Below are 18,570 nucleotides of genomic sequence, written 5' to 3'. Positions count from 1 at the left end.
TTACTTGCTCATGCATCTCATGACAGAACTTGACATAATACGGCTAAACCAACGCCGCCACCGCTTCCAATAGCAGCCATGACATAGCTTCCATTTGGTAAAGCGCGTGCTTCGTAAAATAGTCTCACCATCATAGCAGCTCCCGATGCGCTGTATGGATGACCAAGACAAAGTGCACCGCCTCTTTTATTGATCCGGTCATAAGGAATACCAAGCGTACGAGCAATCAACGCTATTTTCAGAGCAAAGGCTTCATTGATTTCAAACAGCGCTACATCCTCTGCCTTAATTTTCTCTTGATCTAGAAGTTTCTTGATCGCATCAATCGGCGCAGCAGCTGGAAAATGTGGATGCATCGCCGTCACAGCACTTCCAGCATATCGCAGCATCGGCTGAAAATCATTCGCCTCCGCTAACGCTCTTTCCATCACAACGACCGCTGCTGCCCCGTCTGCTTCTTTGCAGCTATTGGCGGCAGTCACAGTTCCCTTTCCCGGTGAAAATACAGGCTTTGCCCGCTGGATGAGCTTCTCCATCGGTCTTATTTTAGCGGCCGCTTCATCAATGCTCAGTCCGCTAATCGAAACAATTTCCTCTGAATATGTACCACGTTTGATTGAGTCTATACTTCTTTCCCAGCTTAATTGCGCATAATCATCTTGTTCTTTTCTTGTCACAGAAAATCTCGAGGCGGTCAGCTCTGCTGCTTCGCCCATAGCCGGATCTCCTATCCATTCAGGTGAAAAGCGGGCTCTTTCTTTCATTGGTGATCTGGAAATGCTCTCAGTCCCGCCAGCGATATACATTGAACCTTCCCCTGATTGAACCATGACGCAAGCTGTTCGGATTGCTTCAAGACCAGAGGCACACTGCCTATCAATCGTCATACCAGGAACGTGCAAAGAAAGCCCTGCTTCTAATGAGGACAGACGGGCCATATTTCCGCCGCCTCCTACAACATTGCCTAATATGACGTCGTCCGGCGTCATCCCTTGAGACAAATGCTGAATAAGGGGCGCGGCTAATTGCTCTGGACGATAATCCTTCAGCATCCCGTTTTTATCACCGAAGGGTGTCCGTTTTGCTTGTACGATTACTGCTTGCATGACAACTGCTCCTCCGCCCACTTTTTCATGCTGGCACGTGCTATTTTTCCCCCAGATGTTTCAATCATTTGATCAATGACAAGCCATTTTTTAGGCATCTTGTAGGCAGCCAATTTTTCTTTGACAGCTTGCCGAACCGTCTTTGTCTGCTGTCCTTCTTCAATAATGGCAACAGGAATTTCACCCCAATATGGGTCAGGAACGCCAACCACAATCGACCGCTTCACCTCGGGCTGTTCATTTAGCACGCGTTCAATTTCCTCCGGAAAAATATTCAGCCCCCCATAGACGATCATGCCATTCTCACGGCCGCTCATATACAAATAGCCGTCTTCATCCATCCAGCCCATATCATAAACTGTCAGCCACTCCTCCGGCGGTTTCACCTCATGTAAGTAGCCTGAAAAAGACATTGGGCTCTTCACATAAATTCTTCCTGTCTCATTTGGCTGGCAGACAGATTGATCGGCCCGCCTCACTTCAACTTGAATGGAAGAAAAGAGTCGTCCGACAGAAGAAGGTTTTTGCAGAAAGTCATTTGAAGATAAGTAGGAAACAAAGCTTAACTCTGATGTGCCGTAAAAATCAAAAAAAGTGACATGCGGATAGTTGGTGACAAGTTGTTTTTTTGATGAGATGCCCCAATCTGCTCCGGATGATATGACAAGAAGCGGGTTATCTCCCTCAAAAACATTAATTTGCAGTAACGATTCTGTCATTGTCGGGACAGTATACATAACAGTGATGTCTCCTGTCTCTAAAGCTTTCTTTGCTTTCACTGGCGTGAATTTTTCTAAAAGCGTCACTGTGCCGCCAAAGTATAGGGTACTGATGGCACCATATAAAAAGTGAGAGGATAAGAGTGTGCCTGCTATAAGAACATGATCTTGATGAGTGATTCCAAATGTAACCGCTGTCGTTCGAAAGCTTTCGATCCATGACTGCTGACGCCTGATAAAGGCTTTAGGTGAACCCGTTGATCCTGACGTAAATCCCATATAAAAGACAGGGTCGTTCTCGCTGTCGCTTTTGTTACCTTGTGTGATCAGGCTCATTCTTTCCTTCCATTCAGATAAAGAAAAAACCGGCATGTCTACGCTGTGTTTTTCAAATCTTTTCATATATCGATCCTCTATAATGACGAGAGCTGCCTCACTTAACAAGAGCTTTTCTACACATTCCTCATGGCCCCATCTCGGATCAAGCGGGATAGCTGTCCACCCTGCACAAGCAGCGCCAGCAAATATTTGCAAGAAAGAAGCACCATTTGATAATAAAAAAGCGACTCTTTTTTTCTCATGAGCCGTTCGTTGTAGCCATTGTGCCGATGTCTGGACACGTTCATACCACTCTTGATAAGTGACCCTTTCTTTTCCATCAATGATGGCGATATGATCTGGGTTCATTTCTGCATGTAATGCATAGCTATCCGTTATTCTGTTCAAACCGCACGCCTCCCTTTATGCACATCCCTTTTTCGATATGACATGGCCTCAATGATTTTCACCGTGAGAACGGCACACATGCCCGCTTTGATGAGATCACCTGGAATATAAATCAGACTAAGAAGAGCTGCCTGAGTGACCTTTATATCCATCATCATGGCTTGAAAAGGAATGCCGCATAGATACAAAATTCCAATACTGCATACCGCAAAGATCATAAAAAGACGCAGAGCGGTCACTTTTTTTAGTCGGTTCAGCCAAAAACTGATCATAAGAGCAACCACTGGATAAGCTAATAAAAAACCTCCGCTTGGCCCAAAAAAGACTCCAATTCCGCCTCTCCCACCAGACAAAAGAGGTGCGCCTGCTGCCACAACCAAGAGGAACAGAAGTAAACTGATCAGTGCCTGTTTTGGTTTTAACAGCCCCCCAGCAAGCAAAAGACCTGCCGTTTGCAATGTGATTGGTACAGGTGTAAACGTAAGTAAAATCGGCGGGATCAACCCTAACATTCCGATAACCGCTGTCATTAACGCCATTTGCATCATATCTTGAATTTTCAACATTCATGCCCCTCACTCAATTCGTTATTAAAATTAGAGTAAAAGGTACAGCTTATTATGTCAACATAAAATAAAATAAAGTTAACATATTGATCGTAAAAAAAGACCTGTGAAGCAAGATCACCAAGATCCGTTCACAGGCCTTTTATTCGTTCTATTCTTCGTCTTCTTCTTGATCTAAGAACGTATTTAACGTTTCTTCAATCATGTCCCACTCTTCATCCGTTTCAATAGGCTCTAGCTCGCCATCTTCACCGTCTTCGTTCGGCGTGAAGCTTGATGCATGAATTTCAATTTCTTCATTGTCTTGCTCAGAAATTGGGTAGTAAAGAACATATGATTTGTTAAAATGGTCGCTTTCAAAAGTAAATAGTACTTCGCAAAGCTGTTCATTTCCATTATCATCAACGATTGTAATTTGCTTTTCTCCGTGTTCCATTTGATTCACCTCATTTTAATTTAAGCTGTCTAAATACCCTTGCAGGATCATAACAGCCGCCATTTTATCAATGACTTTTTTACGCTTTTGTCTGCTCACATCTGCAGAGATGAGCATTTTTTCCGCTGCCATTGTCGACAGACGCTCGTCCCAAAGCACAACAGGAACATTGTACGTGTTTTCTAACACTTTCGCAAATAATTGGCTGGCTTCGCCTCTAGGACCGACCGTACCGTTCATATTTTTTGGAAAGCCAAGTACGATTTTATCCGTTCCGTATTGCGCGACGATCTCAGACAGGCGGCTGAGACCGAAGTCTCCGCCTGCTTCATCAATTTTAATTGTTTCTATCCCTTGCGCTGTCCATCCCATTTCATCACTGATCGCAACACCAAGGGTTTTCGTGCCTAAATCCAAGCCTAAAATTCTCATGTTTTACGCCTCTTTATGTGTCTCTAAGTACGATTTAACCAATTCCTCAATTAATTCGTCTCGTTCTAGTTTACGAATTAGGTTGCGTGCATCCTGATGTCTTGGAATATAAGCAGGGTCGCCTGACAGCAAGTATCCGACAATTTGATTGATCGGGTTGTATCCTTTTTCTTGGAGTGCGTCATATACTGTAATGAGCACTTCATTCACATTGGTTTCAGCTGAATCATCAGAGAAGTTAAACTTCATTGTCTTATCAAATGAACTCACTGCTTCTTGCACCTCTCTTCCAACATTCTACTAGCAAGCTTTTTTCTAACCGCTCATCTAATACCATTATTCTACACTACATCGCCTGATTATAAAACGGATTTGACAGATTCTTCGACAGTTGCCAGTGCTTCTTCTAGCTTTTCCGGTTGTTTACCGCCTGCTTGTGCCATGTCTGGACGTCCGCCTCCGCCTCCGCCGCAGATTTCAGCTGCCTGCTTTACAAGTTTCCCTGCATGCAGACCTTTTTCGATGACGTCTTTTGTCACTCCTGCTGAAATGTTTACTTTTCCGTTTTGAACGGCTCCGAGCACAATGACAGCTGATCCTAATTTGGCTTTTAAGTCATCAACCATTGTTCTTAAATGGTTCATGTCTTTCGCGTTTACTTTTTCAGTTAACACTTTCACTCCGCCGATTTCTGTCACTTTCTCTAAAATAGAGCCTGCTTCAGCCTGGCTTAATTTTGCAAGAAGAGATTCGTTTTCTCTTTGAGCCTCTTTTAAATCTGCCTGCAATGCAGCGATACGTTTTGGTACGTCTTTCGTATTTGACTTCAGCTCACTCGCTGCCTGTTCTAAAATGGCCAGCTGATCATTTAATTCTTCGTATGCACCTTTACCAGTCACAGCCTCAATCCGGCGTGTTCCAGCACCAATACCCGATTCAGATGCAATTTTAAACAACCCGATTTCCGCCGTGTTTTGCACGTGACAGCCGCCGCATAGCTCGATGCTGTAATCGCCTACCTGGACCACGCGGACAATATCGCCATACTTCTCGCCAAAGAGCGCCATTGCACCCATTTCTTTTGCTTCAGCAATCGGCTTCAGGTCAATCGCAACAGAGATGCCTTCCCAGATTTTTTCGTTCACGATTTTTTCAATCTGAGACAATTCTTCTTTTGTCACTTGTCCAAAGTGAGAGAAATCAAAGCGAAGTCTGTTTTCATTCACCAATGATCCCGCTTGGTTCACGTGGCTGCCCAATACATCTTTTAGCGCCTGATGCAAAAGATGTGTCGCTGTATGGTTTTTCACAATGCCTTTTCGAAGAGCTGATTCCACTTCTGCAGTGACTTCAAGTCCTTTTTTGGCTGTACCGCTTACAACCACTCCCTCATGGACATGCTGACCGTTTGGCGCCTTTTTCACATCTTTAATGTCGATGATGACTTCAGCGCTTTTTAATGTCCCTTTATCAGCCACTTGTCCGCCGCTTTCCGCATAGAAAGGTGTTTCATCTAACAAGATTTGTACCGTATCGCCTTCATGTGCTTCTGTGACAATTTCACCATTTTGAAGCAATTCGACAATGTGGGCATCTGCCGTTAGATTTTCGTAGCCAACGAATGTGCTTTCTACTTTAATATCTCCTAGAGCGCCGCCTTGAACCTGCATACTGCCGACATCTTGTCTCGCTTTTCTTGCACGTTCACGCTGCTTCTCCATCTCAGCCTGGAAGCCTTCTCGATCCACTGTCATGTTCTCATCTTCTGCGTATTCTTCTGTCAGCTCGACAGGGAATCCATACGTGTCATACAGTTTAAAGACATCTTCACCTGAAATCTGCGTGTTGCCTTTGTCTCTTTCTTTTTTGATGACTTCTGACAAAATAGCTAACCCTTCGTTCAGTGTTTCATGGAAACGTTCTTCTTCATTTTTGATGACTTTCGCAATAAATTCTTCTTTTGCTTGTACATCTGGGTAGAAATCCTTCATGATTTCCGCCACAACTGGAACTAGGTCAAACATAAACGGGCGATGGATGTGAATGGTTTTTGCATAACGCACTGCACGGCGAAGCAAACGTCTTAACACATACCCTCGGCCTTCATTGGAAGGAAGCGCTCCATCACTTACAGCAAAGGCAACCGTCCGGATATGGTCAGCAATGACTTTAAATGCTGTATCCTTTTCCTTTGTCTCGCCATAGCTTTCTCCAGAGATGGTTTCAACTGCACGAATAATCGGCATGAATAGATCTGTATCAAAGTTCGTTGGTACGTTTTGAATGACGGATACCATTCGTTCAAGACCCATCCCTGTATCAATGTTTTTCTTCGGCAGCGGCGTGTATGACCCATCTGGATTATGGTTAAATTCAGAGAACACAAGGTTCCACACTTCTAGATAACGCTCATTTTCTCCGCCAGGATATAATTCTGGATCGTTCATGTCGTCACCGTATGATTCGCCGCGGTCATAGAAAATTTCCGTATTCGGTCCACTTGGGCCCTCGCCAATATCCCAGAAGTTTCCTTCAAGACGAATAATACGTTCTTCAGGAACACCGATTTTATCTCTCCATAGAACATACGCCTCTTCGTCCTCTGGATGGACAGTTACAGATAACAAATTCGGGTTAAAGCCAATCCACTCGTCACTTGTGAGGAATTCCCACGCCCATTCAATCGCTTCTTCTTTAAAATAATCACCAATAGAGAAGTTGCCGAGCATTTCAAAGAACGTATGATGGCGTGCTGTCTTTCCTACATTTTCAATATCATTTGTACGAATTGATTTTTGCGCGTTGCAAATACGCGGATTTTCAGGTACGACGCGGCCATCAAAGTATTTCTTTAATGTTGCCACGCCGCTGTTAATCCACAAAAGTGTCGGATCGTCATGCGGTACGAGTGACGCACTCGGTTCTACAGCATGTCCTTTTTCTTTAAAAAAGTCTAAAAACATTTGGCGTACTTGAGCTGAAGTTAAAGTTTTCATTCAAAAATCCTCCCTTATCATTCATCAATCTCCACACAAACGAAAAAACATCCCGCCCTATGCAAGCACAAAACGACTTACACAGGGACGAGATGCTCTCGCGGTACCACCCTGATTATAGACCTATTCGTCTATCACCTTCACATCCGATAACGCCGGAAGAGAGCGGCAGTGTTTATCTGCACTCGGGACTAGCTTCCGTTAAAGGTCTGATAAGGCTTTTCTCAGCAAAATAAAGCCTCTCTCTGCAACAGCTTTTTAACGTACTCGGGTCCGTCATTGAATTCAGTATGTATGAATCGAAATTATTATAGACAACTCGGCTCCTCTTGTCAATGAACGCTTCGTCTCATGAGGATATATTGCACAATGATCACCCTGATTATAGCAGCTGTAGGTACCGCTAAAATCATCCCAATTAAGCCAAATAACTCTCCTCCTGCGAGCAAAACAAGCATAATGACGACAGGATGCATATGAAGACTCCTCCCAACGATGATCGGGCTGAGGACGTTGCTTTCTAAAAATTGCAGCACTGCTACTGTAATCAGCACAATAATAACCGATTTGACCGAGATGGTAAACGCGATAAAGACAGCGGGAATCGCGCCAATAATCGGTCCAAAATACGGAATGACATTCGTTGCGCCAATCAGCATACCTAGGACAAGCGGATACGGGATATGAAACAGCCAGAGCACAATGGCTGCTGCACCGCCGATTAAGGAACAGACAAGCAGCTGCCCTCTAATATAATTACCAAGCGATTCATCAACTGCTTTCACAAACGCATGTCCTCTCTTCCGAAATGAGGGCGGCGTTAAATACCATGCAGCCCGCTTCATCGTATTCATGTCCTTCACCATATAAAAAACAAGAAAAGGAATGAGCGCTGCAACTAATGCGTAATCAAGTAATACTTTACAGCTAAGAATCATCCGCTCTGCGCCGTTAGCTGCATATGTCTCCGATTGGACAATCAAACGGTCCAGCCTGTCGTGAAGTCCGTCGGGCCAATGGCTAGTATGACGATGAATATGAGATAAGGCGCCATTATACGTTTCGGCAAGCACAGGAATTTGCTCTGACAGCTCATTTAACTGCTTAATCATGACAGGTGCCCCTTTATAAACCGCAAGCCCAATCCCGCCAAAAAACAGTACATAAATCAATAAGAGACTAACAGTCCTTGGTAAGCCCCCCGCGTGCAATCTTTCCACTATCGGATAAAGCAGATAAGAAATAAAAATAGCAATGAGAAGCGGAATCAGAACCGCCTTTAACAACAAAAAAATAGGCATCCATAACTCGTCGAGCTGCAGTAAAATGAGCAAGGATGCAAGGACAAGCAGGACCCCTGCAGCATATATCAGAAATTGGATCGGACGTTTCTTCACCTTTTTCACCTCTTTTCTTATTGTTTAACCTTCTTCTGCAATTATCCATGTAAATAAAATTTGTCCTAACTTTGTTAAAAATGAATACACATGAAACATACAGCTCCATCAAAAGTCACTAAAATATCTCCACTGAATATTCCATCATGTACAAAGGAGGTTTTTCATGATCACATTCGAAGAAGTCAACAAGCATTATGGCCAGTTCCATGTACTTAAGGACATTAACCTACATATTCAAAAAGGTGAGGTGGTCGTGATCATCGGTCCTTCAGGATCAGGTAAAAGCACGATGCTCAGATGCATCAATCGTCTTGAAAGCATTGATGAGGGAAAGGTACTCGTTAACCAAGTGCCTGTTCAGCATCCGAAGACCAACATTAATCTTGTCAGGCAAAATATCGGGATGGTGTTTCAGCATTTTCATCTCTATCCTCATAAAACGGTGCTTGAAAACATTATGCTTGCGCCAATGAAGGTGAAAAAGGTGAGCAAGGAAGAAGCGAGGGAAACAGCCGAATTTTATTTAAATAAAGTCGGCATTCCTGATAAGGCTGACGCCTACCCTTCAAGACTCTCAGGCGGACAGCAGCAGCGTGTTGCCATTGCAAGAGGGCTTGCGATGAAGCCAGAGGTCATGCTGTTCGACGAACCGACATCCGCACTGGACCCAGAGATGATTGGAGAGGTACTAGATGTGATGAAGCAGCTCGCCCGAGAAGGAATGACCATGGTTGTCGTCACACATGAGATGGGCTTTGCCAGGGAAGTGGCCGACCGCATTGTCTTTATTGATGAAGGCAGAGTTCTTGAAGAGTCAACACCGGCTGCATTTTATGAGAAACCGCGTGAGAAACGCGCTCAGCTCTTTTTAAGCCGTATTTTAAATCACTAGGGGGAAAGATTTGATGAAAAAAATGAAACGTATTGGCCTACTACTCTTTATGACTTGCTGTATTGCCGCTTTAGCTGCTTGCGGCTCTGCTGAAAAAGGCTCGACGAATGCAAAGCAAGGAAGCTCTTTAGAAGCCATTCAGAAAGACAAAAAAATCATATTCGGGGTCAAGAATGATACACGTCTCTTCGGTCTAAAAAATCCTAGCAGCGGAGATATCGAAGGATTTGATATCGATATAGCAAAAGCCATCGCAAAGGAAATGCTCGGTGATGAAGGAAAAGCAGAATTCAAAGAAGTGACATCGAAAACGAGAATCCCTTTACTGCAAAAAGGAGATATTCATGCGATCGTCGCAACCATGACGATTACCGAAGAGCGTAAAAAAGAAGTCAATTTCTCAGATGTTTACTTTGAAGCAGGACAATCACTGCTTGTGAAAAAAGGAAGCGACATTCAATCGATTGATGATCTTAAAAAAGGGACGAAAGTGCTTGCAGTGAAAGGATCTACTTCTTCTCAAAATATCCGCGAAAAAGCACCTGAAGCGTCTGTATTAGAATTTGAGAACTATCAGGAAGCTTTTACAGCTTTAAAATCAAACCAAGGGCAAGTGCTGACAACTGATAATGCGATCTTATTTGGTATGGCAGATGAGGATTCAAATTACGAAGTCGTCGGCGGCACCTTTACAGATGAGCCTTATGGCATTGCTGTAAAGAAAGGGGATCAGGAATTAACAACTGCGATCAATAAAGCCCTAAAAACCTTAAAAGACAATGGAGAGTATGACAAGATTCATCAAAAATGGATCAAAGAATAACCGTTTGACTTGTTAAGACCTATTATCTTAGGGTGAGCCGCTCATTGGCTCCCCTGTTGATCAGGAAGGAAGTGAACTGATTGCTGCGGTTTTCCATTCTCACTGAAAACTTCAATCTTTATGTAGAAGGCTTTAAATATACCATTGGTGCAAGTGTCATTGCTTTGATTGGAAGCTTTTTGATCGGTACACTCATTGCCATTATGAGAATTGCGCCACTCAGGCCGCTCAACTGGTTAGGAACGGCTTATGTGGAATTTATTCGGAATATTCCGTTATTATTGATTACATTTGTTTTCTTCTTTGGTTTACCCGTGCTAGGTATTGTAGCAGATGGCTTCACCGCTGGCACCATTGCCCTTGCCATTTATACGTCTGCCTTTATTGCTGAAGCCATTCGCGCAGGGATACAAGCTGTACCGCTTGGACAAATGGAAGCCGCCCGCGCTTCAGGTCTATCCTATGGCGGGACGATGCGGTATATCATTCTGCCGCAAGCGATTAAAATTGTCATTCCCCCTCTTGGGAATCAATTTATTAACCTTGTCAAAAACTCCTCTATTTTAGGTGTCATTGCAGGGTTTGATCTCATGTATCAAGGAGACCTCATCGCTTCTAGAACATTTGTGACATTTGATGTCTACATCTTTGTTGCCATGTTCTATCTGCTATTAACGATTCCGCTCAGTATAGGCGTTGGTTATTTAGAAAAAAGATTAGCAAGAAGCCACTAGAAAGGAGGAAACACCATGGATTTTCTAGGTGCCTACCAGCCTGATCATCTCGCCTTTTTACTTGAAGGATTTGCTGTCACCTTAAAAGTGGCTTTTATCTCCATCATTTTGAGCTTTCTCATTGGATTAGTCATTGGCACATTGCGGTTCGCTCAAATTCCGGTTTTATCAAAGATACTTGCAGTCGTCGTAGAAACCATTCGAAACCTGCCGCTCTTATTGATCATCTTTTTTACGTATTTTGCACTGCCCGAAATCGGCATTAAGCTGAGCATTACAGCCTCGGCTATTGCAGCTTTAACCGTATTTGAATCAGCGATGCTGTCAGAAATTATTCGAAGCGGTTTAAAATCAATTGATAAGGGGCAGATCGAAGCAGCCAGGTCTTCTGGTTTAACCTATATTCAAACGTTAAAAATGATTATTATGCCGCAGGCTTTACGCCGTATGGTGCCGCCAATTGTCAGTCAATTCATCTCTCTTTTAAAAGATACGTCGCTTGCTGTTGTCATTGCACTTCCAGAACTATTGCATCACGCTCAAATATTAAACGGTCAGAGCCAATCTTACTTACTGCCCATCTTCCTATTAGCGGCGATGATGTATTTTGTCGTCAATTTCAGCTTATCACTACTTGCACGCCGATTAGAATACAGGCAGGCGTAAAAAAGGACATCCGCTTTTGGCGGATGCCTTTTTGTTTACATCATTCTCATAACACGTTTTCTTAGCTTTTTCATATCCCGCTTTGATGGCATATCATATCGACTTGCAAAGTGATATGCGAGTGCACCTGCACCAAGCGTTAATAGTGAAGAAGTCATTTTGCCCATTCGAAATTCCCCCTTAACACTTATAGTTGAATTGAACGTTCATCATCACTAAACAGATCATCTAAGCTGCTTAGTGTCCCGTCTTCTTCCACTTGGTGTGTAGATATTTTGCCTTTTGACAGCGTCAATTCAATAAAACAGCCCCAGCAATAATATTGATTGACCCCAATTTTTCCGATGTCTTTACATTTGCAATTTGGGCAAATGAGCATAATCAGCACCTCTTTACGTTCGGTTTAGAACAAGTGCTTCCTTTTGAACGTTGATCAAGGTTCCGGCAGCCTGCAGCTGTTTTCGAATCCCTGATAGCTCTGTAAAGAAGCCGTCCGAGAGTTCATATGCTACGATTGTGCCCGAATTTGTGCAAAAGTATACATCTTCCAAAATGCCTAAATTTTCACCCTCAGGTGACTGCATCATTTTCTTTTTCAATTTCGAAAATAAGAAGGATGGGGCAGAGGAATCCATGCCTACTCCCTCCTGGCAGCTCACATATAAGCCTTTGTCTGTCAGCTGATCACCAGCAGAGAATGGAATGAGTGCACAGTCTTTCTTTTTCCCATCTAACACATATCCTCCGCAGCTGCCTCCGGCTAATAAGCAAATATCTTTAATGGAACCAAGTGAATGAGACAGCTCACCTGTATAGATTGACATTCCTTCAAGCTCTCGACATGTTCTCAAAATGTGCTCAACCACCTTTTGCGGAACAGTCTTATCGTGTGCGTTTGCTTCGATACTCATACGAAGAAATGGCTTCCATGAACGTAATATGAGGATTTCTTTTCACGCTAAAAAGGCTCCCGTATGGAAGCCTTTTATTCATGCATAAAATCAAACGGAGTGATTCCCTCCATGCCAATATTTGCGTCATGTACGCTAAACGGAAGCTCTTTTTGGAGCGCTGCAAGCTCCGCATCCATAACTTCATCAGTTTGCATCAGCCGCATCGTTAAGGACGTTTGTCTGAGCGAATCCTCATTGTTTTTCACACCCCACTCCAGCGCTGATTCCTCGCCGCACAGGATTAAAAACTTTTTACTTCGTGTAATAGCTGTGTACAGCAGATTTCGCCGCAGCATTCTGTAGTAGCTTCTCACGACTGGCAGCACAACGATTGGGAATTCACTGCCTTGTGATTTGTGGATGGAGCAGCAATAGGCATGTGTAAATTGATGAAAATCCTTTTTTGTAAAGGTGATTTCATTCCCATCAAAGGAGATCACAGCCATGTCTTCTTTTTCCGTGTTTTCTTTCGCATAAAAAATCGAGACAATTTCGCCGATATCACCGTTAAAAATATTATTTTCCGGCTGATTCACAAGCTGAAGCACTTTATCACCGGTCCGGTACACCACATCACCAAACGGGATTTCTCTGCCCTTTGGTTTTTTTGGATTCAAAATGTGCTGCAGCATTTTATTGAGCTCATTAATGCCTGCTTTCCCTTTATACATTGGCGCAAGCACTTGAATGTCTTTTGCTGAATAGCCTTTTTGAGCAGCATTGCTGACGACTTTCTCAATCACTTCTTTCATTTGATCAGCTGAGCATTTTATGAAAGATCGATCCTTTGAACGTGCGGTAATATCTTTTGGCAGGACGCCATTTTTCATATCATGTGCAAGTTCAACAATGCTGGAGCCGTCTGCCTGCCGGTAAATATCTGTCAGTGTAACAGCTGGTACGGCTTGTGAGGCAAGTAAATCCCTTAACACTTGGCCTGGTCCGACAGATGGAAGCTGATGTTCATCTCCTACCATGATCACTTGGATATGATCAGGAATCGCTTTAAACAAGTGATTCGCAAGCCAAATATCCAGCATACTTGATTCATCAATGATGACAAGCTTTCCTTCAATCGGCTGTTCCTCATCATGCGAAAAGCCCTCTGATCCGTTCCAGCCGAGCAAACGGTGAATGGTTACAGCTGGAAGCCCTGTTGATTCTGTCATCCGTTTAGCTGCTCGTCCAGTTGGCGCCGCAAGCACAAATGGAAAGGATTCATCTTTTTTGTAATCACTCGGATCAAGAGATACACCGTGAAGATCGCTGTAAAGCTCAACAATCCCTTTAATGACCGTTGTCTTCCCAGTCCCAGGTCCGCCTGTTAAAAGCAGCATCGGGGACATGAGTGCCTTTTGAATCGCTTCCTTTTGTGTCGGCGCATACTGGACGCCCAGCCGTTCCTCGAGCTCGCCAAGTGCGAGCAGGAATTCTGATTCAGGGAATTGATCTGCATATTCCGTTTGAGAGACGATTTTTTGTATTCGTTTGGCGACACTTTGCTCCGCATAAAATAAGGACGGATGATAGCAGCGCTCATCTTCAATGATCATCTCTTTCCCTTCGCCAAGTGCAATGATCTGATTGGCGACATCCATTTCCGTCACTTTGTACTCATTGCCTGTCTGATTGAGCAGCTTGCGGGTTTCAACGATCAAATCTTTCGTTTGTATGTACGTATGACCGTCCTGAAGACTTGCTGTTTCGACTGTATAAAGCAGGGCTGCACGGATTCGCTCTGGGTCATTTCCTGAGATGCCGGTTCTAGCGCCAAGCTCATCCGCCTTAATAAATCCGATCCCTTCGACATCCTTGACGAGCTGATACGGGTTTTCCTCAATCTTTTGCAGCGTTTCACTCTCGTACACTTGGTATATCTTCATGCTGAGCTGAGGACCAAAGCCATATTGATTCAGGCTGATCATGATTTGTTCCAATCCTTGATGTTCCTGGAGCGCTGCAGCCAGCTTATCTGCCTTCTTTTTTGATAAGCGCGGAACATCATACAAAACAGCTGGGTCACGCATAATTTTATGAAGCGTCTGATTGCCAAGCTGCCCCACAATTTCTTCCGCCGTCTTTTTCCCTATCCCCTCAAATAAATCACTTGAGAGATAATGAATGATTCCTTGCTTCGTTGTCGGTACTTCCTTTTGAAAATGAGTGGCCTGAAACTGTTCACCAAATTTCGGATGGCTTGTGACTTTACCATAGAAGGTGTAAGTTTCTTCCTCATGAAGTGCTGGGAAGTAGCCTGTGACAGATGCTGTTTTTTCCTCTAAGTTTTCCGATGTTTCAATGACTTTCACCTTTAACACCGAGTATAAATTACTTTCATTATGGAAAATAACGGCTTGAACTGTCCCCTTTAAAAACGGTTCGTCCTCAAGCTTCATTTGATCTGGATGTTCCTGCACAGGTCTTCCCTCCTTCCGTCTATTCTGCCTCTTGAATCAGCTTTTGCGCATGTAGTGCCAGCATATGGTCAGGCTGCACGTCAAGGGCTTTTCCTAGCATCTCAAGTGCTTCGTCTTTTTTCTCTAAGTATGCATACGCAACCCCTAAATTATAAAAGGCATCTGCATGCTGCGGATCACGCGCGACCACCTCGGTAAAGGTTGTCACCGCTTCTTCCAGCAATTGTTCATTGGCTAAGCACATGCCAAATTGGAATCTTGCTTCATTATCTTCTTCATTCAGTTCGATGGCACGCTGAAGATAGGGCATCGCAAGCTTCGGCTGCTCTAATTTGATGAGCGTCTGCCCCAGCATATAAAATAAATCACTATTTTCCATGCCAGCTTGTAGTGCTTGTTCAAAATAGTCTTTTGCTTTCATAAAGTCTTCTTTTAATGTGTATACATTTCCTGCCCCGTAATAGGCTGCAGCTGCGGCGTGATCAAGTTCAATGGCTTTTTGAAAGAAGTTTAACGCACGTTCAAATTCATTGATGCTTGAAAGCAAGTTCGCAAAATTAATATATGGAACCGGGTCTTTTGGGCTTTCTTCAATGGCTTTCGTAAAAGCTTCAGCTGCTTTTTCGATGTTGCCTTGATTTAAGGCTTCTATGCCAATTTCGTTATGATTCATTCGCTCTCTCATCCTTTCATTAAAAAACCTCAACAGCGACGTTGAGGTTTTGAAAACATGTTACACATACGACAGCTTTTGACCGTCCTTAAAAACATCGTCAATTGTTCCGCCGCCAAGGCATTCGTCGCCATCATAAAAGACAACCGCTTGTCCTGGAGTCACAGCACGAACGGGTTCATCAAAGATGACCATCGCTTCTTGCTCACCTGTCATTTTGACCTTCACATGGTGATCTTCTTGACGGTATCTGAATTTGGCTGTGCATGTTAATTCACCATTTTCGCCGACAATATGAGGACGAGTCCAGCTGATATTGACGGCTGAAATGCTTTCAGAATATAAAAGTGGATTGTGGAAACCTTGTTCAACAAACAAGATATTTTGTTTCAAGTCTTTTCCAACGACAAACCAAGGATCACCGCTGCCGCCAATGCCAAGACCTTGGCGTTGACCGATCGTGTAATACATCAGTCCATCATGTTCACCTTTGACTTCTCCGTCCATTGTCTGCATCACGCCAGGCTGCGCAGGCAAATATTGACTGAGGAATGTTTTAAAGTTTCTTTCCCCAATAAAGCAAATACCCGTTGAATCTTTTTTCGTTGCTGTTGCGAGCTCTGCTTCTTTTGCCAATTCACGAACCCTTTTCTTCTCTAAATCTCCGATTGGGAACATGACTTTATCAAGCTGTTCCTGAGTCAGCTGATTTAAGAAATACGTTTGGTCTTTGTTGGCATCAAGACCCCTTAGCATTTTGACTTCATCACCAGTTCTGTCGACGCGCGCATAGTGGCCTGTTGCTAAATAATCTGCACCGAGTGACAATGCATGCTCGAGGAACGCTTTGAACTTAATTTCTTTGTTACACATGACATCTGGGTTTGGCGTTCTGCCCGCTTTATATTCATCAAGGAAATATTGAAACACTTTGTCCCAATATTGCTTCTCGAAATTCACCGCATAATAAGGGATTCCAATTTGGTTACACACGCGGATGACATCCTCATAGTCCTCCGTTGCTGTACATACACCATTTTCATCTGTGTCATCCCAGTTTTTCATAAATATGCCGATTACATCATAGCCTTGCTCCTTTAACATAAGAGCAGCAACTGATGAATCGACTCCTCCGGACATACCGACCACAACTCTTGTGTCTTCTGGTCTTTTTGTCATCTTCATCAACTCCATTTTCAATGAAACAGCATGTGCGTTTCGTTCTTCAGGTGCCTGGCTGTTTCATTTTTCACACACGAACAAAAGAGGAACGTTTATTTGGCTAAGCGTTTGACAACAGCTGCTATCTTGCGTGCCGCCTGTTTCACATGATCCTCTTCATTCCCAAGACCGAAGCTTATTCTGACTGAGGACGTCAGCTTGTCTGCTTCTTCGCCATACATGGCGCTTAACACGTGCGAAGGAAGGACGGATCCAGCCGTACATGCAGATCCACTTGAAACAGCAATTCCTTCCATATCTAAATTCACAAGTAACGATTCGATGGAAACGCCCGGGAAATGAACATTTAATATATGAGGCAATGTCTCTTTCGGGTGCCCATTGATAGAGAAAGTAAGTGATTCCTCTTCGAATACTTGCAGCATGATTTCTTTGAGCTTACCATAATGCATGGCTTTTTCTCTTCTATTTTGCTTCGTTAATTGAACAGCCTCTGCAAGTCCCACGATCCCTGCCACATTTTCAGTGCCAGCACGGCGTTTTCTTTCTTGTTCTCCTCCGAATATTTGCGGAGAAAGTTTCACGCCTTCGTTTACATATAAAAAGCCTGTTCCCATTGGACCATTTAGCTTATGGCCAGAAGCAGATAAGAGATCAATATGAAGGTCTGCTACATCAATAGGCATTGTTCCAAACGCCTGCACGGCGTCTGTATGAAAATGAGCAGTGTGATTGTGTAAAAGCTCGCCAATGTCTTTGATTGGCTGAATCACACCTGTTTCATTATTGCCGTACATGATGGTCACAAGAATCGTATCATCTCTCAGTGCTTGTTTTAGTTGTTCAAGATGAATCAATCCAGTTTCATCCACATCTAAATATGTCACGTCAAATCCTAGCTTCTCTAGGCGTTCACATGTGTGCAGCACCGCATGATGCTCTGTTTTTGCTGTGATGATATGTTTTCCTTCATGCTGTCTTGCCATGGCCACACCTGTAATCGCCAGGTTGTCCGCCTCTGTCCCTCCGCTTGTGAGGATGATCTCCTGCGGTTTACAGTGTAATTCTCCTGCAATCACTTCTCTTGCTTCATCGAGCCACTTTCTTGCCTCGCGCCCATATGAATGAATACTAGAGGGATTGCCAAATATCTCTGTAAAGTAAGGCATCATCTTGTCCACAATACGCTGATCCATCGGCGTTGTGGCCGCATGATCTAAATAGATTCGTTCCATTTCCGGTACACCTCTGATCTAAATATAGAACATATACGCGTCTTGATTCCCGTCATCTGTATAGCTTGCCAAGTCTTCAAGAGTTGTATTGTCTAGTACGTCTTTTACTGCATCACGAATCCTAATCCAAAGTTCACGCTTTGCTGGTTCTTCGTTTTCGATGACTTCGACAGGACTAATCGGTCCTTCTAATACTCGAATAATATCACCGGCTGTGATCTCGTTTGGTTCATGTGCAAGAACATAGCCGCCATATGCACCGCGAATACTTTTCACAAGACGGGCATTACGAAGTGGTGAGACAAGCTGCTCTAAATAATGCTCAGACAAATTATTGTTTTGAGCGATTGATTTTAATGATGTGGGGCCTTCGCCATGTTTTTTGGCTAATTCGATCATGATCGTCAGACCATATCTGCCTTTAGTTGAAATTTTCAAGTTAAACACCTCTGCGTTTTCTATTCTATGTCATCAATTATTTTTCTGATTTCATATACGCTGATATATAGACCAAAAGCAATTATATCATACTTTCAGCCAACTTTCATTTGCCGGTTCTGCGCTTTAGGAGGACGCATCCCTTTTCTATTTGAAGAAATTTCGGTACTCTATAC

The 18,570-nt window shown here is 43.5% G+C and carries 20 protein-coding genes and 1 other annotated feature; of the genes, 4 read left to right on the top strand and 16 right to left on the bottom strand.

Annotation, left to right across the window (positions count from 1 at the left end):
* Positions 1-17 precede the first annotated feature (17 nt).
* The 8 genes from C6347_RS15430 to C6347_RS15395 all read right to left on the bottom strand — a co-directional run bounded on the left by C6347_RS15430 (position 18) and on the right by C6347_RS15395 (position 8,378).
* Entirely contained in the window at positions 18-1,106 is a 1,089-nt protein-coding gene (locus tag C6347_RS15430; protein WP_106031253.1) for an acetyl-CoA C-acyltransferase, read from the bottom strand.
* Positions 1,094-2,551: an acyl-CoA synthetase gene (locus C6347_RS15425; RefSeq protein WP_106036919.1), complete on the bottom strand. Its 1,458-nt coding sequence runs from the start codon at positions 2,549-2,551 to the stop codon at positions 1,094-1,096. The genes C6347_RS15430 and C6347_RS15425 overlap by 13 nt, the downstream gene beginning before the upstream one ends.
* Positions 2,548-3,114: a biotin transporter BioY gene (locus C6347_RS15420; protein ID WP_106071850.1), complete on the bottom strand. Its 567-nt coding sequence runs from the start codon at positions 3,112-3,114 to the stop codon at positions 2,548-2,550. The genes C6347_RS15425 and C6347_RS15420 overlap by 4 nt, the downstream gene beginning before the upstream one ends.
* A gap of 154 nt (positions 3,115-3,268) precedes the next feature.
* Complete coding sequence (locus C6347_RS15415) at positions 3,269-3,553, bottom strand: DUF1292 domain-containing protein (RefSeq protein ID WP_034321391.1); 285 nt, start codon at positions 3,551-3,553, stop codon at positions 3,269-3,271.
* Positions 3,554-3,568: 15 nt separating this feature from the next.
* Positions 3,569-3,985 (bottom strand): Holliday junction resolvase RuvX, encoded by a 417-nt coding sequence (ruvX, locus tag C6347_RS15410; RefSeq protein ID WP_034661502.1) that lies wholly within the window; start codon positions 3,983-3,985, stop codon positions 3,569-3,571.
* Between the two features lie 3 nt (positions 3,986-3,988).
* Positions 3,989-4,255 carry an IreB family regulatory phosphoprotein gene (locus C6347_RS15405; RefSeq protein ID WP_024718370.1) on the bottom strand — a complete coding sequence of 89 codons (267 nt, stop codon included), beginning with the start codon at positions 4,253-4,255 and terminating at the stop codon, positions 3,989-3,991.
* A gap of 89 nt (positions 4,256-4,344) precedes the next feature.
* Entirely contained in the window at positions 4,345-6,981 is a 2,637-nt protein-coding gene (alaS, locus tag C6347_RS15400; protein ID WP_106036920.1) for an alanine--tRNA ligase, read from the bottom strand.
* Positions 6,982-7,061: 80 nt separating this feature from the next.
* Positions 7,062-7,270: a binding site (T-box leader), on the bottom strand.
* Positions 7,271-7,313: 43 nt separating this feature from the next.
* Positions 7,314-8,378: an AI-2E family transporter gene (locus C6347_RS15395; RefSeq protein WP_060596856.1), complete on the bottom strand. Its 1,065-nt coding sequence runs from the start codon at positions 8,376-8,378 to the stop codon at positions 7,314-7,316.
* A 166-nt stretch (positions 8,379-8,544) separates the two neighbouring features.
* Between C6347_RS15395 and C6347_RS15390 the strand changes: the two genes are divergently transcribed.
* The 4 genes from C6347_RS15390 (at position 8,545) to C6347_RS15375 (ending at position 11,496) form a co-directional block, all read left to right on the top strand.
* Positions 8,545-9,273: an amino acid ABC transporter ATP-binding protein gene (locus C6347_RS15390; protein ID WP_034661507.1), complete on the top strand. Its 729-nt coding sequence runs from the start codon at positions 8,545-8,547 to the stop codon at positions 9,271-9,273.
* Positions 9,274-9,286: 13 nt separating this feature from the next.
* Positions 9,287-10,096: a transporter substrate-binding domain-containing protein gene (locus tag C6347_RS15385; RefSeq protein WP_066030605.1), complete on the top strand. Its 810-nt coding sequence runs from the start codon at positions 9,287-9,289 to the stop codon at positions 10,094-10,096.
* A gap of 80 nt (positions 10,097-10,176) precedes the next feature.
* Positions 10,177-10,830, top strand: coding sequence for an amino acid ABC transporter permease (locus C6347_RS15380; RefSeq protein ID WP_060596859.1), 654 nt, complete (start codon positions 10,177-10,179; stop codon positions 10,828-10,830).
* 15 nt (positions 10,831-10,845) lie between these two features.
* The gene (locus C6347_RS15375; RefSeq protein ID WP_003216394.1) at positions 10,846-11,496 is read left to right on the top strand and encodes an amino acid ABC transporter permease; all 651 of its coding nucleotides are present in this window, start codon (positions 10,846-10,848) and stop codon (positions 11,494-11,496) included.
* A 35-nt stretch (positions 11,497-11,531) separates the two neighbouring features.
* On the opposite strand, the gene C6347_RS15370 is transcribed toward C6347_RS15375, so the two are convergent.
* The 8 genes from C6347_RS15370 to cymR all read right to left on the bottom strand — a co-directional run bounded on the left by C6347_RS15370 (position 11,532) and on the right by cymR (position 18,394).
* A complete protein-coding gene (locus C6347_RS15370; protein ID WP_003216198.1) occupies positions 11,532-11,663 on the bottom strand; it encodes a YrzQ family protein in 132 nt (43 codons plus the stop codon).
* A 20-nt stretch (positions 11,664-11,683) separates the two neighbouring features.
* The gene (locus tag C6347_RS15365; RefSeq protein WP_003216308.1) at positions 11,684-11,875 is read right to left on the bottom strand and encodes a hypothetical protein; all 192 of its coding nucleotides are present in this window, start codon (positions 11,873-11,875) and stop codon (positions 11,684-11,686) included.
* A gap of 13 nt (positions 11,876-11,888) precedes the next feature.
* The gene (locus C6347_RS15360; protein WP_045209900.1) at positions 11,889-12,407 is read right to left on the bottom strand and encodes a PRC-barrel domain-containing protein; all 519 of its coding nucleotides are present in this window, start codon (positions 12,405-12,407) and stop codon (positions 11,889-11,891) included.
* A gap of 74 nt (positions 12,408-12,481) precedes the next feature.
* A complete protein-coding gene (gene recD2 / locus C6347_RS15355; protein ID WP_060596861.1) occupies positions 12,482-14,866 on the bottom strand; it encodes an SF1B family DNA helicase RecD2 in 2,385 nt (794 codons plus the stop codon).
* 19 nt (positions 14,867-14,885) lie between these two features.
* The gene (locus C6347_RS15350) at positions 14,886-15,539 is read right to left on the bottom strand and encodes a tetratricopeptide repeat protein (RefSeq protein WP_106036922.1); all 654 of its coding nucleotides are present in this window, start codon (positions 15,537-15,539) and stop codon (positions 14,886-14,888) included.
* Between the two features lie 60 nt (positions 15,540-15,599).
* Positions 15,600-16,718 carry a tRNA 2-thiouridine(34) synthase MnmA gene (gene mnmA / locus C6347_RS15345; RefSeq protein ID WP_060596862.1) on the bottom strand — a complete coding sequence of 373 codons (1,119 nt, stop codon included), beginning with the start codon at positions 16,716-16,718 and terminating at the stop codon, positions 15,600-15,602.
* A 95-nt stretch (positions 16,719-16,813) separates the two neighbouring features.
* Entirely contained in the window at positions 16,814-17,956 is a 1,143-nt protein-coding gene (locus tag C6347_RS15340) for a cysteine desulfurase family protein (protein ID WP_060596863.1), read from the bottom strand.
* A gap of 18 nt (positions 17,957-17,974) precedes the next feature.
* Positions 17,975-18,394, bottom strand: coding sequence for a cysteine metabolism transcriptional regulator CymR (gene cymR, locus C6347_RS15335; RefSeq protein ID WP_012010726.1), 420 nt, complete (start codon positions 18,392-18,394; stop codon positions 17,975-17,977).
* Positions 18,395-18,570 lie beyond the last annotated feature (176 nt).

It is taken from the genome of Bacillus sp. NMTD17 (assembly GCF_002998735.1).
Taxonomy (GTDB): Bacteria; Bacillota; Bacilli; order Bacillales; family Bacillaceae; genus Bacillus.
The sequence above is the reverse complement of the archived record's forward strand: the minus strand, read 5'-3'. Positions and strand labels throughout refer to the sequence as shown.